Here is a 16634-nt window from a genome sequence, read left to right on the forward strand (position 1 = left end):
GGTAAGCAATGTCGACCTCTCGCAAATGAAAAAGCCCGGCAAGTGCCGGGCTTCTTCATTCAGACAGCGGATCAGGCAATCAGCGCCAGCAGCTCGCGCGCTTCGGCCTTGGCCTTGGAGTCGCCGCTGGCGATCACCTGCTTGAGGATGCCGTAGGCTTCTTCCAGGTTGCCCTGGTCGATGCATTTGCGCGCACGGTCGAGGCTGGCCAGCAGCTCGTCATGCTCGTGGCCGATGTCGTCGGGCAGGTCGAAGGTCAGGTCGTCCTCCACCTGGGCCTTGCTGCCATGACCGAACATCTCGCCGTGCTCGCCCAGATCCAGCTCGGTGATTTCCGGCAGTTCATGCAGGTTGCTGCGGAAGTCCGATGGCACTTCCTGGGTGGCCTTGGAAGCAGCCTTGCCCTGCTTGGGCGACTCGAAGGGGTTGTCGAGCTTGTCCCAGTCCAGGTCCAGCGACAGGTCGCTGAGGTTCATGGCGAAGTCCGGCTGGTCCTGCGCCGCCTTGGGCTGCTCCACGGGGGCAGCCACCGGTTCGCCCAGCTCGAGATCGTCCCAATCGGTCAGCGTCTCCCCGGTGGGCGCCTGGAGAGTGTCTTCCGGGCGGATCAGCATCGCTGGGTAACGCGACTTGAGCTGGTCGATCTGTTTCTGGTCGCCGCCGACAGCCACCAGGGCGTGCTCTTCCTCATGGAAGCCCGCCACGTCACCCAGCTCGGCCAGCACCAGCAGCAGCTTCATGCGCAACTCGCGGCGGTTCGGCTCGGCATTGACGGCCTTGCGCAGCATGTCGCGGGCCTGGTTGAAGCGGCCGTAAGCGATATAGATGTCCGCACCTTCCAGGCTGTCCGCGCTGGCGGCCGGCAGCCGGGCGACGCCCGGTTCCGGAGTGGCGATCACCACCGGATGCGGAACCGGTACCGGGGCCACGACGGCAGCAGCCAGCGGTTTGGCCGGCGGTAGCGGTCTGACTGGCTCGGCAGCCGCCTGCAGGGGCGGCATCTCGACCGGTTTTTCCTCGCGCTTGCGGCGGGCGAACAGCAGGCCGACCAACAGTGCGCCGAGAGCACCAGCGCCCAGCCATGGCCAGTAGTTGAAACCGCTGTCCTGCGCGTCCTGCACCGGAGTCGCCGGCTGGGCAACGCTCGCAGCCGGGGCATCCTGCTGCGCCGGCGCCACCGCATTGGGGGCAGCGGGAATGGCATTGGTTGGCGCACTGGCCGCGGGAGCATCGGCTGCCGGGGCATTACCCGAGGCAGCTTCGCCCTGGCGGCGATCCAGCTCGGCCTGCAGCGTTTGCACCTGCTGGTCGCGGCTCTGCAACGCCTGCTGCAGGGACTCCAGCTGCTTCTGCATGTCGTCCATGCGCTGGTTCAACTGGTCGCGCTGGGCGTTGGCCAGGAGCAGGTCGGCCTCGACCTTGGCGGCGTCGGCTCCACCGGCCGGCGCGGCGGTGTTGCCCGGTGCCTGGGTCGGGGCAACGGCTGCGGGCGCGGCAGGCGTGGATGCTTCTGTTGAAGCGGCCTGCGGAGCGGGCGCGGCAGTATTACCGGCGAGCTGCTGGCCCTGCGGCAGGATCAGCGTCTGGCCGACCTTCAGTCGATGCGGATCGCCATTGACGAAGGCCTGCGGATTCAGCGCGACGATGCTGTCCATCAGTTGCGAGCGCGAAACGCCAGTGCCGCTCAGGCGCGAACTGATCTTCCACAAAGTGTCATTGCGCACCGTGGTGTAGCGGCCGTCGCCAGCCGGCAACGACGGTTGCGCCGGAGCCCTGCGTACAGGTTCCGTGCGATACCCGGAAGCCCGCGAAGGCGCCGGCACGCTGGTCGCCAGATTGGCGGCCAGGCTGCGGTTGGCGCTGTACTCCGGCGGATCGATCAGCACGGTGTACTCGCGCAGCAGGCGACCGTTGGGGCGCTCCACGGCGATCAGGAAATTCAGGTAAGGCTCGTGTACCGGCTGCGTGGACACCACCTTGATGTAGCCACGGCCGTTGCGAATCACCGGGGTGAAGCGCAGGTTCTGCAGGAACACGAAGCGGTCGACCCCGGCATTCTCGTAGTCCGCGGGGCTGGCGAGCTTGGCCACCAGTTCGTCGGACGTCATGTCGCCGGTCTGCAGCAGTGCGATCTCGGCATCCAGCGGCTGGTTTAGGCCGGAATGCAACGTGATTTCCCCGAGACCGAGGGCATTCGCGTGAGCGGATACAAAAACCGACAGTGCGGCCAGCGTCAGCGGAATTCTCTTTATTCGAGCCATAACCCCATCCCATTGTCCGGGTCTGCACGCCATTCCCTGACCACTCGAAAGCAGCAGGCTGAACCTGTCCTCACACCTGAAGCCATGCCGGACTGCAGACCGTCACGCACTACCCACTGTACCTTGCAGAGTACAGGCCGTCTGATATCACGGATTAGGTGGTGCGCTGGATTTGGTCAAGATAAATCGTCGAAAAACCGGCGAATGGTTGGGGAGTGGATAGCGAATGGCCAGCGGCCCCACAAAGGACCGCCAGAAAAATGGCTACTTTACCTGAATAACGTGATGAATTGCTCAGTTCCGCTCAAGATTGCCGAGAATCCGACTGAGCGTTTTCTGGCACAGGGCGATTTCATCTTCGGTAATGCCCGCCAGCACTTCGTTGCGAACCGCGGCGGCGATATTCTCGATGTCGGTGATCAGCACGTCTGCCTTGGGGGTCAGGGCGATACGCTTGGCGCGACGGTCCTCGGCCACGGCTTGCCGCCGGACCAGACCTTGGGCTTCGAGGCCGTCCAGCAGCCTGGCCAGCGTCGGACCTTCGACCCCGACCGATTGCGCGAGCTCGCGCTGCGTGGGGGCGGCCGAGTGGCGCGCCAGGTGCAGCAGCACCAGCCAGCGCGCCTGGGAAAGTCCGAGATGACTGAGACGGCGGTCGAGTTCAGCCCGCCATGCACGCGAAGCCTGGGCCAATTGGGTACCGAAGTAGTGCTTATCGTTATCTGACATTGCGTCGGGCTTTCTACTGAGAGAATCGAGGATGAGTCGGCTAAGTTGATTTGACTAATTATTAGCCAGCTAATCAAGCCCGTACAATGACAGATTGTCGCAGGGTGTGACCTCGGGCCTCACCATTTCGCATATTGGTCTTCGACGAAGCCCCACAGATTGTCGATACGCACCTCGGCCTGCCCTGCCGGTTTCAGCACGCCACTGAAGCGCCCGAAGATCTGCTTGAAGTTGCTCGCCAGCACGCCGAGGTTCAGGCGTTCCTGGTGCAGGCCGTGGGCTTCGAAGCGCAACTCGACCTGGCCGTCATAGGAACGGATGGTCCAGGGCTGCAGCGGATGATCGCGGTCGAACTCGAAACGCGCCGTATCGACCTTCACCAATTGGCCGTCGAGCCAGTAGCAGTTCTCGGTGAAGCTGGTCTCGTTGACCCCGCAGGACAGATTCAGGCCGACACGCCGCCCCTGCGCCTCGCCGGACAGGCACGCCCAGTTCCAGAACGTCTCGCGGCGCATGTAGCCGGCGGACCAGTCGTGGTGGGCGTAGGCATCCAGCTCCCGCAGGTCGTAGTCGCCCAGCGCGCTGCGCACTTCGCCATGGCAATGCACGCCGGCCACCTTGCGGGCGTAGACCCAGCCGTTGACCGCCGTCGGCGTGCAGATACTCATGGGTTCGAACGCTGGCTGCTCCTCGCTGAAACGGGCGTCGATGCGGGTACCGTCGTCCAGTTCCACCAGGAGGCGCTTTTCCAGGGGCGAGGAACCATTCTCCAGGCGCAGCAGGTTGCGCCCCTGGCGCAGTTCACAGAAACCGTCGTTGGGCGTCTGCGAGAAATTCGAGCCCTTGCCCAGCGGGCACTTGAACTGGCGCTCGATCATCCGCCCGCTCTCGGGGTGGTAGAGGTAGACGAAGCCGATGGACAGCAGGCTGAGGTCCGCCAGCGCGCAGCCGCCGATCAGCGTCGGGCTGATCAGGCCGAAGTACTGGAACTGGTGGAAGCTGCGCCACTTGCTCAACGCGCCGAGACGGCGCCCCATGGGCGAGCGGAAGTCAAAGTCGCGGTGATTGATGGTCGCCGGGGTGCCGGGGAAGATGCCGTAGTGCGGTTGGCCGTTGGGCTGGATCAGCTGCTGCATGGGCGCGGGCTCGGAGGCAAGGTGCGGCGAATCCTAGCACCGCGCCTGCGCACGCCGCAGTCACGCACGGCGCCAGCTCGGGGGACGGAATGGGCCATCAGGCGACAACCTGGTTGCGCCCGAACGCCTTGGCCTCGTAGAGCGCACGGTCGGCGTGCTCGTAGATGCTGCGCAGCGGATGCCCTGTCTCCGGCCAGAGGCAGGAGACACCTATGGACAGCGTCACCTCATCCGCCGTCAGCGATCCTTCGTGGACGATGCCCAGGCCCTGCACCGCTCCGCGCAACACCTCGGCACGCTCCCTCGCCTCCCGCTCGCTGGCGCCATAGAGCAGCACGGCGAATTCCTCGCCGCCCAGGCGCACAGCCATGTCCAGCGGGCGCCGGGCGCTGGCCATGAGCACCTCGCCGATACGCTGCAACACACCATCGCCGGCTTGGTGGCCGTAGCGGTCGTTGTAGGCCTTGAAGTGGTCGACATCGCAGAGTAGCAGTGCCAGCCCCACGCTCTCGCGCTGCGCCTGGCGCCACAGGCGCTCGAGCTGGCGATTGAAACTGCGGCGGTTGTGCAGGCCGGTCAGGGCATCGTGCTCGGCCATGACCTTGAGCAGGCGGCTGATCAGGAAATGCTGGCGGGACTTGTAGTCCAGCAGGTAGCAGCCCACCGCGCCGACCAGGTTGCCGAACAGCAGGAAGACCACGTTGCTGATCAGCTTGGGCAACGGCAGTCCCGCATACAACTCGAAGCCCACGTAGGCCAGCAGGATCACGGAAGCGCTGCCCACCGCCTCGGCGAAGCGCAGGCCGATCAGAAAGTAGGCGGCCATGCTGACCAGCAACAGGCCTTCGTAGGGATAACTCTGGTCCACTGTGTGGGCGATGCCGGCGACTGCCGCCGCGCCGATGCCGACGCTGAGGATGCAGGCCAGGCTCAGCGGCACCAGCAGGTGGATATGGCGACGCTGCAGGATCAACCCGCCGCAGACGGTCAGCAGCACCAGCACGCCGATGCGCACGGCAAGCATCTGCCAGTGTTCGGGGCCACGGATGAGGAGGAAATCGATGGCCGCCAGCGCCAGCCAGATCAGCACGCCGATGGTCAGCGCGGTGCGCTTGAGGTCGAAGCTGTCTTCGAGCAGGTAATGACGGTACTGGGTCTCGAGGTCGGGCTCGAAACGCAGGCGGCGAAAGCCCCGGGAGAGCTGTTCGGCATAGGCATTGGAGCGGACGTCGTCCAGCCAGCTTTGTTGTTGTGGCACGCTCACCTCTTCTCGTGGAGGTCTAAGTGCCACCATAGCTGTTCGGGACGTGCGTCACAAGTTTGTCGGTTTGCCCCGTCACGAAACTGACGGATCAGTGCAATCACCAGCGATCGTCACGGGAGTTCCGGTAGCGGTCGTGGTCGTAGTAGGAGCCATTGCAATAGCGGCGCTCGGAGCGATTGTGATGCTTGCGGCAGTCTCTATCGTCGTCGTCATCGTCCTTGGACATGATGACCAGCCCTGCTACCAGCGCGACCGCCGCTACACCGATTAAGGCGTTCTTGCCACCTTCGGTCAGCCCGCCACCACTGGCACATCCGCTGAGTTGTCCGACGACCAGCAGCCCCGCCACTACCCGCACCCAGCTCGCCATCTGTCACTCCGAAAGTGTTCCGTACTGACAGATAGGACTGGTGGAAAAAGGCGCCGTTGCTGGCACATTGATATTTCATCTGTAACGCCGTATTTCGGCGCGATCAGACTTCCAGCTCGGCCTGCAGGGCGGCGCGCACGCAATGCAGAACGCCCAGCGGGACGCGGCCCTCGAACAGCTCGGCGATCGCTGTCACCGGCGGCAGCTCACCGTCCTCGTCGAGGAAGGCGTCCTGGATTTCACCGAGCAGTTCCTCGGGCAGGTCCAGCGCCTGTTCCAGGCCCAGCTGCTGCTTGCCGATGGCTTCGGCCAGCAGGCTATAGACGTTCTTCTCGCTGCAATCGAGCTGGCGGGCGATCTGCGCCGGGGTCATGCCGGCGCGGGCCAGGGTGACCAGTTCGTGGCTGAGGTCGGCCACCGGTGCCGGAGTGGCGGGCGCCGCCTCGGACTCGGTGAGCACGTCGAGGAAGGCCTGACCGTAGCGCTCCAGCTTGCGCGCGCCGACGCCACTGACCTGAGCCATGGCGGCGAGCGTGGTCGGCTGGCTGCGCAGCATCTCCAGCAGCGTCGCATCGGGGAAGATGACGTAGGGCGGCACCGAGTGCTCCTGCGCCAGCTTGCGCCGCAGGGTGCGCAGGGCTTCCCACATCTCGCGCTCTTCCTGGCGCACCAGCTGGCTGGCCGAACTGGCCCCGCCAGAAGAGGACGACTTGTTGCGCTGCGGCTTCGGATCACGGCGCAGGGCCAGCGTCTCTTCGCCGCGCAGCAACGGACGGCAGGCCTCGGTCAGGCGCAGGCCATTGAAGCCGTCGACGTCCACATCGGCGAAGCCACGGGCGACCAGTTGGCGGAACAGCGTGCGCCATTCGTCTTCGGCGCGGGATTTGCCGATGCCGAATACCGCCAGGTGCTGGTGGCCGACGCTGCGCACCTTCTCGGTGTCCTTGCCCAGCAGCACGTCCACCAGATGACCGACGCCATAGCGCTGGCCGCTGCGGTAGATGGCAGACAACGCCTGGCGCGCGGGCTCGGTGGCGTCCCAGGTCTCCACGCCATCGACGCAGATGTCGCAATGGCCGCAGGGGTTGGGCATCACCTCGTCGAAATAGGCCAGCAACGCCTGGCGGCGGCAGCGGGTTTCCTCGCACAGCGCCAGCATGGCTTCGAGCTTGTGCCGCTCGACGCGCTTGTGGCGCTCGTCGCCCTCGGAGTTCTGCATCATCTGCCGCAGCAGCAAGACGTCCTGCAGGCCGTAGGCCATCCAGGCATCGGCGGGCAGGCCGTCACGGCCGGCGCGGCCGGTTTCCTGATAATACGCCTCGAGGCTTTTCGGCAGGTCCAGGTGCGCGACGAAGCGCACGTTGGGTTTGTCGATGCCCATGCCGAAGGCGATGGTGGCGACCATGATCAGCCCTTCCTCGTTGAGGAAGCGCTTCTGGTGATAGGCGCGCAGGTCGTTGGACAGCCCGGCGTGGTAAGGCAGCGCCGGGAAGCCCTGGGCGGAGAGGAACTCGGCGACCTCCTCGACCTTCTTGCGCGACATGCAGTAGACGATGCCGGCATCGCCCCGGCGCTCGGCGAGGAAGCCCAGCAACTGCTTGCGCGGCTGCTCCTTGGGCACGATGCGGTAGAAGATGTTCGGCCGGTCGAAGCTGGAGAGGAACTGCTCGGCGTCCTGCAGGTGCAGGCGCTGGATCATCTCCTCGCGGGTGCGCATGTCCGCCGTGGCGGTCAGGGCAATGCGCGGCACGTGCGGGAACAGCTCGGCGAGCTGGCCCAACTGCAGGTATTCGGGACGGAAGTCATGGCCCCACTGCGACACGCAGTGCGCCTCGTCGATGGCGAACAGGCCGATCTCCAGGCGTTGCAGGAAGTCCAGCATGCGCGGCTGCACCAGGCGCTCGGGCGCCAGATAAAGCAGCTTGATTTCGCCACGCTGAAGGCGAGCGGCGATTTCGCGCTGGGCCTCGGGGCTCAGCGAGGAGTTCAGCGCCGCCACCGGCACGCCCAGTTCATCGAGTGTGGCGACCTGGTCTTCCATCAGCGCGATCAGCGGCGAGACCACCACCGTCAGGCCGTCGCGCAGCAGCGCCGGGACCTGGAAGCACAGCGACTTGCCGCCGCCGGTGGGCATCAGCACCAGGGCATCGCCGCCGCTGGCCACGCGCTCGATGATCCGCGCCTGATTGCCGCGGAAGGCGTCGTAACCGAAAACGTCTTTGAGGATGCGCAGTGCCTGATCGAGCATGGGGGACTCCGAATGAAGCCGCGCATTATACGCAAGCCGTCCGCCCACGGCCGGCACCTTGTCCGGGAAACTGCGGAAAAATCCGTCACATGCGTCCGAACCCCGCGTCGGCTCAGGCTGCACGGGCATTTGGCTTTTGCCGCGGGCCCCCGGAAGGACTACAATTCGGGACCGATCACCTCCGAGGTAGTACCCGATGTCCTTCGCCGACCAATTGTCCCGCCTGCAAGTCTTTCTCGATGCCGATGACCTGCACGAGGAAGCCTTGGACTACGTGGCGGCACACGGCTACCTGACCGCCCTGGCGATCTGCCCGGAGGAAGTGCCGGAGCGCGAGTGGATCGACGCCCTGTTCGCCGAGCCGCCGCACTACCGCAGTGAGGAAGAGCGCAACGAAATCGAATCGACCCTGCTCCAGCTCAAGGCGCACATCATCCGCCAGATGGCCGGTGACGAAGAGCTGGAGCTGCCCTGCGAACCCTACTTGGGCGACGAGCCGGACGACTCCGACATCCGCGGCTGGTGCATCGGCTTCATGGAAGGCGTGTTCCTGCGTGAAGCGGTGTGGTTCGAGCAGGCCGAGGAAGAAGTCAGCGAGCTGCTGCTGCCGATCATGGTCGGTTCCGGCCTGTTCGACGAACAACCCGAGTTCGACGAGATCGCCAGCGACCGCGGACTGGTGGATGACATGGTCGCGCAGATTCCCGAACTGCTGACCAACCTGTTCCTGCTGTGCCAGGCCCCGGAAGAGAAACCGGCCCTGCTCAAGCCCCGCACCCACTGATCCACTGCCGGAGCCGCGCAACGCGGCTCCGGATTCGCTACGCGTACGTCGATGCCACGAGAAATCCGCCAAAGCCGTCACGCCTGGGTTCGCTACTGCCTGCTGGGCATCGGCTGGCTCAGCGTGGCACTGGGCGTGATCGGCATCTTCCTGCCGGTGCTGCCCACCACGCCCTTCCTGCTGCTCGCCGCCGCCTGCTTCATGCGCAGCTCCCAGCGCTTCTATGACTGGCTGGTGAACCACCCGAAACTCGGCCCGTGGATTCGCGACTACCTCGACGGCGAAGGCATCCCGCTCAAGGGCAAGGTCTACGCCATCGGCCTGATGTGGTGCAGCATCCTCATATCAGGGTTCATCGTGCAGCGCCCCTGGGCCTGGGCGTTCATGCTGACCAGTGCGACGCTGGTGAGCATCTACCTGATTCGGACGAAGACGCGGCGCCTGGATTGAGTCCGCTGCGGGCTCGAAAACCCTCTCCCCAGCCCTCTCCCGGAAGGGAGAGGGCTATTGCCCGAGCACTGAAGCCTTCAGACTGGCACCACTTCGCCCGTCACATCCTGCTGATCATCCTGCGCCGGCCCGACTGGCCCCACCCCATCCACCGTAAAGCCGAAGGTATTCACCCCGCCCTCGCTGCGCACGAACACCGAGCCGCCGTGCATGCTCGCCACCGCCTTGACGATGGACAACCCCAGCCCATGGTTGCTCTGGCTGTTGGCGCGAGCCATGTCGGCGCGATAGAAGCGCTCGAACAGCCGCGCGCGTTGCTCGGCGGTGATCGGCTCGCCAGGGTTGCTGACTTCCACCAGCGCGGCGCTGCGCTCGACGCTCAGGCGTACGTCGATGCGCCCGCCCGGTGCGGTGTGCTGGGCGGCGTTGTAGAGCAGGTTGGTCACCGCGCGCTGGAAAAGCGCGCGCTCGACGCAGGCCCGCGCATCGCCGCGCAGATTCACCTGCACGCCCTGTTCGTCGAAGATCACCTCGAGGAAGTCCAGCGTCGTCGCCACCTCGGCCGCCAGTGAGGTTTCCACCCTTTCGGCAGCCAGCCCGCCCTGGTCGACACGGGCGAGGAACAGCATGTCGTTGACGATGGCACGCAGGCGCTCCAGCTCCTCCAGGTTGGACTGCAGCACCTCCTCGTAATCCTGTGCGCTGCGCTCGCGGGACAACGCGACCTGGCTCTGGCCGATCAGGTTGGCCAACGGCGTGCGCAGTTCGTGGGCGACGTCGGCGTTGAACGACTCCAGACGCAGATAAGCCTGCTCCAGCCGGTCCAGTGCTTCGTTGAAGGCACCGGCCAGCGCCGACAGCTCCGCCGGCAAACCGGCCAGGCGCAACCGCTGTGACAGCTGGCGGGGGCTGATCTGCCTCGCTTCGGCAGACAGTTCGTGCAGCGGCCGCAAACCGACGCGGGCAATCCAGTGGCCGCACAAGGTCGCCAGCGCGATCCCCAGCGCGGAGAGCACGAACAGCGTCACCAGCGTCGCCTCGCGGGCGTGCTTGAATGCCACGCTGTCGATCGCCGCCAGCAGCACCAGCGCCGGTCGTCCATCGCTGGCCGGCAGGCGGCCGACACGGGCGGAGAGCGGTGCGTCGTGTTCGGGCAGCTCAAGCTCGGCATAGCCGTTCCCGGTGCCGAGCATCCGGTTGACCGTCTCGTTGGGTTTGCCGTAGCGGAAGCGCGCGTCGTCGCTGTCGATCCAGAAGCGGATCAACTGGTACTCCTGGCTCAGGGTGTTGAGCTTGAGCTGCATGTGCGGCCAGCGCTCGGCGAGGTCGGGCTTGTCGAGCATGCGCGCGACCATGTTGAAACGGGTGTCCAGCTCCGAGCGTTGCAGGCGCTCGATCTGCGCATCGAGCACGCAATAGATGGCCGAACCGATGAGCAGGAAGATGCCCAGTGCGGCGACGGCGAACATGCCGGCCAGGCGCGTCGACAGCGACAGGCCTTTCACGCTTCGCGCTCCTGCACGGTGCGGCTCTCCAGCACATAGCCCATGCCGCGGATGGTGTGCAGTAGCTTGGTGTCGAACGGCCCGTCGAGCTTGGCGCGCAGGCGCTTGATGGCGACCTCGACGACATTGGTATCGGTGTCGAAATTGATGTCCCAGACCAGCTCGGCGATGGCCGTCTTGGAGAGGATTTCGCCGCTGCGCTGGGCCAGCACGCACAGCAGCGAGTATTCCTTGGCGGTCAGTTCCAGGCGCGTGCCGCCGCGCTGCACGCGGCGGCTGACCAGATCGATGGCCAGGTCGGCGATGCGCATCTGCGTGGCGCTTTCCAGGTGCGCGCCACGGCGGGTCAGCGCTTGCAGGCGCGCCACCAGTTCGAGGAAGGAGAACGGCTTGATCAGGTAGTCGTCGGCGCCCTCGCGCAGGCCGCGCACGCGGTCTTCCACACGCTCGCGGGCGGTGAGCATGATCACCGGCGTCTGCCGCTGTTCGCGCAACGCGCGCAGTACGCCGTAGCCGTCGATACCGGGGAGCATCACGTCGAGCACGATGACGTCGTATTCGCCGTTGAGCGCCAGGTGCCGGCCGTCGATGCCGTTGGCCGCGACGTCCACGGTGAAGCCCTGCTCGCTCAGGCCGCGCTGCAGGTAATCGGCGGTCTTGCTCTCGTCTTCAACAATCAGTACGCGCATGCCGGCCCTCCGTTCGCCGCGTCCAGCCATGCTACCCAGCCGCGCTTCATGCCGCACCTCCGGCAATTACCTGCGCAGGCTGCGGGCGGTGGAAGACACGGTCCAGCGCCAGGTACACCACCGGGGTGCTGAACAGGGTCAGCGCCTGGCTGAAGATCAGCCCGCCCACCACCGCCACGCCCAGCGGCTGGCGCAGTTCCGAGCCGGTGCCGAAGCCGATCATCAGCGGGATCGCGCCGAGCAGCGCGGCCAGCGTGGTCATCATGATCGGCCGGAAGCGCGCCAGGCACGCCTCGCGGATCGCATCGTAAGGCGACAGCCCGCGCTGGCGTTGCGCAGCCAGGGCGAAGTCGACCATCAGGATGCCGTTCTTCTTGACGATGCCGATTAGCAGCACCAGGCCGATCAGCGCCATCACCGAGAACTCCAGGCCCCAACCCCAGAGCAGGAACACCGCGCCGATGCCTGCCGAAGGCAGGGTGGAAAGAATCGTCAGCGGGTGCACGAAGCTCTCGTAGAGCACGCCGAGGATCACGTAGACCGCGAACAACGCCGCGAGGATCAGCAGCGGCTGGCTCGCCAGCGAGCTCTGGAAGGCCGCCGCCGCGCCCTGGAACTCGCCGCTGATGCTGGACGGCATGCCGATCTCCTGCTGCACGCGCTGGACGAGACTCACGGCATCGCCCAGGGCCACGCCCGGCGACAGGTTGAAGGACAGGGTCACCGCCGGGAACATGCCGTTGTGGTTGATCTGCAGTGGCCCGGACTTGTCCGGCACGACCCGCGCCAGCGCCGCCAGCGGGACCATCTCGCCAGTCAGCGGCGAGCGCAGGTGGAACCACGCCAGGCTGTCAGCGCGACCACGCTGCCGGGAATCCAGTTCGAGAATGACCTTGTACTGGTTGACCTCGGTCTGGAACTCACCCACCTGGCGCTGGCCGAAGGCATCGTAGAGCGTCTGGCTGACATCCTCGGCGGACAGTCCGAAACGCGCCGCCGCCACTCGATCGATCTGCAGCGAGGTCACGCTGGCGCCCATCTGCAGGTCGTTGGACACGTCCTGCAGGCCGCCCTCCTCCTTCAGCCGCTGGGTCAGCCGATCCGCCCAGAGTGCCAGTGCCGCGCTGTCGTTACTGCGCAGGGCGTACTGGTACTGGGTGCGCACCGGGCCGGTGGCAAGGTTGATGTCCTGGGCCGAACGCAGGTAGAGAACGATGCCCGGCACCTTGGCCAGCTTGGGCCGGATGCGGTTGATGAACTCGTCCACCGATACGTCGCGGTCGCCGCGGTCCTTGAGCACGATCCAGAAGCGCCCGTTCGACAGGCTCTGGCTGCCGCCGGTGATGCCGATGGCGTGGTTGTAGCTCTGCACGGCAGGGTCGGCGGCGATGATATCCGCCAGTTGCTTGTGCTTCTCGGCCATGTCGGCATAGGAGATGTCCTCGGCGGCCTGGGTGGTACCGAAGATGAAGGCGGTGTCCTGGGACGGGAAGAAGCCCTTGGGAATCCCGACATAACCGGCCACCGCAATGGCCACGCAGACCACGAAGCCGGCGAGCACGGTGCGCTGGTGCTTGAGCGACCAGTCCAGCCCCTTCGCGTAGCGTGCCAGCAGCCACTCCGATATCCCGCCGTCATCATGTCCATGCTTCGGCTTGCCCATGAAGCGCGAGGCGAGCATCGGCGCCACGGTCAGCGAGGCCAGCACGGAAATCAGGATGGCGGCCGTGACGCTCACTGCGAACTCACGGAACAGCCGACCGACGATGCCACCCATGAACAGTAGCGGGATAAATGCGGCGATCAGCGAGAAGCTGATCGAGACCACGGTGAAGCTGATCTCCGAGGCGCCGGCCAGCGCCGCCTCGACCCGGTCCTTGCCCTGCTCCAGGTGGCGGTGGATGTTTTCCACCACGACGATGGCATCGTCGACGATGAAGCCCACCGCGATGATCAACGCCACCAGCGTCAGGTTGTTCAACGTGAAGCCCAGCAGATACATCGCCGCGAAACTCGCGCTGAGCGACACCCCCAGGACAGTCGCGACGATGAGGGTCGCCGACAGCTGGCGGAGAAACAGCCCCATCACCAGCACCACCAGCCCCATGGTCAGCAGCAGGGTCAGTTCGACTTCGTGCAGCGAGGCACGAATGGTGCGGGTGCGGTCGTTGAGCACTTCCACCTCGACGCCCGCCGGCAGCATCTCGCGCAGGCGTGGCAACTCGGCCTGGATGGCATCGGAGGTCTCGACGATGTTCGCGCCGGGCTGGCGCAGGATCACCAGCGCAACGCCCGGCCGGCCATCCGGCCAGGCCTGCACGTAGTCGTCTTCCGGCGCCTTCACCACCTTCGCCAGGTCGCGCAGGAATACCGGCGCGCCCGCTCGGTAAGCGACGACGAGATCGCCGTATTCGTCGGGGCTGAACAACTGGTCGTTGGCCGCCAGGGTGGACACGCGGCCGTCGCCGAACAGCGCGCCCTTGGCCAGGTTGATGCTCGCCGATTGCAGCGACTGGCGCAGGTCAGCCAGGGTCAGGCGGTACGCCGCGAGCTTCTCCGGCTGAGCCTGGATGCGGATCGCCGGGCGCTGCTGGCCGACCACGAAGATCTGCCCCACCCCGGCAATCTGGCTGAGCTGGCGCGACAGCAGCACTTCGGCCAGGTCGCTCAGCTCGATCAGCGGCATCAGCTCGGAGTTCACCCGCACGATCATGATCGGGCTGTCCGCCGGATTGATCTTGCGCCAGGTCGGCAGGTTCGGCATGTCTGCCGGCAGCCGGCCGGCGGCGGCGTTGATCGCGGCGGTGACCTCCTGGGCGGCGACGTCGATGTTCTTGTCCAGGTCGAACTGCAGGGTCAGGGTGGTCGAGCCCAGGGCGCTGGTGGACAGCATCTGGGTGATGCCGGGAATGGCGCTGAACTGCACTTCCAGCGGGGTCGCCACCGACGACGCCATGGTCTCCGGACTGCCGCCGGGCAGCAGGGCCTGGACCTGGATGGTCGGGAAATCCACCTGCGGCAACGGCGCGACGCCAAGCCGGAAGAACGCCAGCAGCCCGAGCAGCAGCGAGGCGATGGTCAGCAGGCAGGTGGCGATGGGGTGGCGCACGCACCAGCCGGACATGCCGGCGCGCACACTCATGGCTCGCTCCGGCGGGCCAGGGCCTGCACGTCGCCCTGCACCTCCACGCGTGCACCGGGCGTCAGGCGGGAATGGCCGTCGAGCACCACTTCATCGTCCACCGCCAGGCCCTCGACTATGGTGCGCCCGTCCACTTCCGCGACGATGCGCACCGGCACCTTCTGCGCCTTGCCGTCCTCGATGCGGAACACGAAGGCACCGTCCAGGCCACGGCGCACGGCGCGGCTGTCCAGCACCAGGCCGTTGTGCAGCACGCCGGACCGCAGGTCGATGGCAACGAACTGCCCCGGCCAGAGCTGGCCGTCCTTGTTGTCGAAAACCGCACGGACACGGATGGTGCCGGTGCTGGCGGCCACCTGGTTGTCGATGCTGCGCAGGCGGCCCTCGCCGAGCAACTGGCCGCCGTCGCGGCTGCGCGCCACGACCGGGGAATCGCTGCTCATCAGCGGTTGCAACTTGGGCAGGCTTTCCTGCGGCAGGGCGAAGACCACCGAGATCGGCGACATCTGCGTGACGGTGAACAGGCCGCTGCTGTCGTTGGTGCGCAGCAGGTTGCCGACATCCACGTTGCGAATGCCGACGCGGCCGGCAACCGGAGAGGTAATCCGGGTGTAGGACAGGCGCACGCGCTCGGCGTCGATGGTGGCGTCGTTGCCGCGCAGGGTGGCACGCAGGCGAGCGGCTTCGGCCTCGCTCTGCTCCACCGTCTGCCGGGAAATCGAGCCGCGCTGGATCAGCGCCTGGTAGCGCGCCAGGTCCTGCTCGACGATGCGCAGCTGCGCCTGGTTGCTCTGCTTGGTCGCCTCGGCCTGCTCCAGCGCAGCCTTGATCGCGCGGTCGTCGATGGTCGCCAGCAGCTCGCCCTGCTTGACCATCTGCCCCTCTTCGACGAGCAACGCGGTGAGCTGGCCTTCCACTTGCGGGCGGACCAGCACGCTGGCCAGCGAGGTAACGGTGCCAACGCCGTCGAGGTTCTGCGCCAGGTCCTCGCGGGCCACTCGCGCCAGGGTTACCGGTATGCCGGCTGGCTGGGCTGCGGCCTGCGGCGCCTCGTGCCGGCCGGCAAAGCTCCAGATGCCTGCTCCCAGCGCCGTCACCCCCAGCAACCCTGCCGCCAGCCAAACCCGCCGTTGCCCCTGCATCCCGCTCTCCTGCGTCTGGATCGGCCACAGTGGCCGCATCCTGGGGTTATAAGCCAGCAGCCGGGACCGGACGCTGACCCTTAAATGACAATCCTGTCAGTTTCGTCTTCAAGCCCCGTACAGCGGGGCTTTGCGCCTAATGGCGATAGGCCGGCGCAAGTTCTCGAAGAGCGCCTAGACTCCACACATCCCACATGGAGCGCTGGCGATGCAGCCACCCCGAGGAGCCCTCTGGCTGTTCGCCAGCCCGCTGCGTCTGCGGGCCGGCGTGCTGCTGCTCGCGCTCCTCGCGCTGAGCGCCGGCGCCGCCTGGAACTTCGACACCATCCTGAAGAACGCCGAGCAGCGCTACGGCAACCTCGGCACCGCCAAGACCCGCATCGAATCCTGGGGCCGCCTGATCGCCGACAGCGAGAATCTCGACGAGATGGCCAAGCTCAAGGCCGTCAACGCCTTCTTCAATGGCGCGCTGGTGTTCACCGACGACCGCACCGTCTGGCACCAGGAGGACTACTGGGCCACCCCGGTGGAATCGCTCTACAAGGGCGCCGGCGACTGCGAGGACTACTCCATCGCCAAGTTCGTCACCCTGCGCCGCCTCGGGGTCGCCAGCGACAAGCTGCGCATCACCTACGTCAAGGCGCTGCAGCAGAACCAGGCGCACATGGTGCTCACCTACTACGCCTCCCCCACTGCCGAACCGCTGGTGCTGGACAACCTGATCCCGCAGATCAAGCCCGCCTCCCAGCGCAAGGACCTCCTGCCCGTTTACGCCTTCAACGCCGAGGGGCTGTGGCTGCCCGGCCCCGGCGGCGGCAAGCGCACCGGCGACAGCAAGAAGCTGTCGCGCTGGCAGGACCTGTTGACCAAGATGCGCGCCGAGGGCCTGGACCTCGACGAGACGCGATAGGAGA

General features: G+C 66.2%; 13 protein-coding genes. 3 read left to right on the plus strand and 10 right to left on the minus strand.

Features of this window, described 5'->3' with window-relative positions; genetic code table 11:
* Nucleotides 1-71: 71 nt before the first annotated feature.
* From LDJ84_RS22155 to recQ, 6 genes are all read right to left on the minus strand, one after another.
* The gene (locus LDJ84_RS22155; protein ID WP_226045409.1) at nucleotides 72-2168 is read right to left on the minus strand and encodes a FimV/HubP family polar landmark protein; all 2097 of its coding nucleotides are present in this window, start codon (nucleotides 2166-2168) and stop codon (nucleotides 72-74) included.
* A 387-nt stretch (nucleotides 2169-2555) separates the two neighbouring features.
* A complete protein-coding gene (slyA, locus tag LDJ84_RS22160; RefSeq protein ID WP_024766137.1) occupies nucleotides 2556-2990 on the minus strand; it encodes a transcriptional regulator SlyA in 435 nt (144 codons plus the stop codon).
* Nucleotides 2991-3109: 119 nt separating this feature from the next.
* The gene (locus LDJ84_RS22165; RefSeq protein ID WP_226045410.1) at nucleotides 3110-4126 is read right to left on the minus strand and encodes a DUF2804 domain-containing protein; all 1017 of its coding nucleotides are present in this window, start codon (nucleotides 4124-4126) and stop codon (nucleotides 3110-3112) included.
* Nucleotides 4127-4223: 97 nt separating this feature from the next.
* Nucleotides 4224-5420, minus strand: coding sequence for a sensor domain-containing diguanylate cyclase (locus LDJ84_RS22170; RefSeq protein ID WP_065085948.1), 1197 nt, complete (start codon nucleotides 5418-5420; stop codon nucleotides 4224-4226).
* Nucleotides 5421-5487: 67 nt separating this feature from the next.
* Nucleotides 5488-5760, minus strand: a complete 273-nt coding sequence (locus LDJ84_RS22175) for a hypothetical protein (RefSeq protein ID WP_024766140.1) — start codon at nucleotides 5758-5760, stop codon at nucleotides 5488-5490.
* Between the two features lie 103 nt (nucleotides 5761-5863).
* The gene (recQ, locus tag LDJ84_RS22180) at nucleotides 5864-8008 is read right to left on the minus strand and encodes a DNA helicase RecQ (protein ID WP_226045411.1); all 2145 of its coding nucleotides are present in this window, start codon (nucleotides 8006-8008) and stop codon (nucleotides 5864-5866) included.
* A 196-nt stretch (nucleotides 8009-8204) separates the two neighbouring features.
* Between recQ and LDJ84_RS22185 the strand changes: the two genes are divergently transcribed.
* A complete protein-coding gene (locus LDJ84_RS22185; protein ID WP_024766142.1) occupies nucleotides 8205-8792 on the plus strand; it encodes a YecA family protein in 588 nt (195 codons plus the stop codon).
* A 51-nt stretch (nucleotides 8793-8843) separates the two neighbouring features.
* Nucleotides 8844-9242 carry a YbaN family protein gene (locus LDJ84_RS22190; RefSeq protein ID WP_024766143.1) on the plus strand — a complete coding sequence of 133 codons (399 nt, stop codon included), beginning with the start codon at nucleotides 8844-8846 and terminating at the stop codon, nucleotides 9240-9242.
* A gap of 77 nt (nucleotides 9243-9319) precedes the next feature.
* Here LDJ84_RS22190 and LDJ84_RS22195 read toward each other — a convergent pair whose 3' ends face one another.
* From LDJ84_RS22195 to LDJ84_RS22210, 4 genes are read right to left on the minus strand one after another with little or no spacing between them, the layout of a single operon-like run.
* Nucleotides 9320-10711 (minus strand): heavy metal sensor histidine kinase, encoded by a 1392-nt coding sequence (locus tag LDJ84_RS22195; RefSeq protein ID WP_413247468.1) that lies wholly within the window; start codon nucleotides 10709-10711, stop codon nucleotides 9320-9322.
* Nucleotides 10712-10743: 32 nt separating this feature from the next.
* On the minus strand, nucleotides 10744-11436 hold the full coding sequence (locus LDJ84_RS22200) for a heavy metal response regulator transcription factor (RefSeq protein ID WP_024766145.1): 693 nt from the start codon (nucleotides 11434-11436) through the stop codon (nucleotides 10744-10746).
* Between the two features lie 46 nt (nucleotides 11437-11482).
* Nucleotides 11483-14578 (minus strand): multidrug efflux RND transporter permease subunit, encoded by a 3096-nt coding sequence (locus tag LDJ84_RS22205; RefSeq protein ID WP_226045413.1) that lies wholly within the window; start codon nucleotides 14576-14578, stop codon nucleotides 11483-11485.
* Nucleotides 14575-15720 carry an efflux RND transporter periplasmic adaptor subunit gene (locus tag LDJ84_RS22210; protein WP_226045414.1) on the minus strand — a complete coding sequence of 382 codons (1146 nt, stop codon included), beginning with the start codon at nucleotides 15718-15720 and terminating at the stop codon, nucleotides 14575-14577. Before LDJ84_RS22210 ends, LDJ84_RS22205 begins: the two co-directional genes overlap by 4 nt.
* Nucleotides 15721-15928: 208 nt before the next feature.
* On the opposite strand from LDJ84_RS22210, the gene lapG reads away from it, so the two are divergent.
* Complete coding sequence (gene lapG, locus LDJ84_RS22215; RefSeq protein ID WP_045210266.1) at nucleotides 15929-16630, plus strand: cysteine protease LapG; 702 nt, start codon at nucleotides 15929-15931, stop codon at nucleotides 16628-16630.
* Nucleotides 16631-16634 lie beyond the last annotated feature (4 nt).

The organism is Pseudomonas sp. HS-18, assembly GCF_020401845.1.
GTDB lineage: Bacteria > Pseudomonadota > Gammaproteobacteria > Pseudomonadales > Pseudomonadaceae > Pseudomonas > Pseudomonas nitroreducens.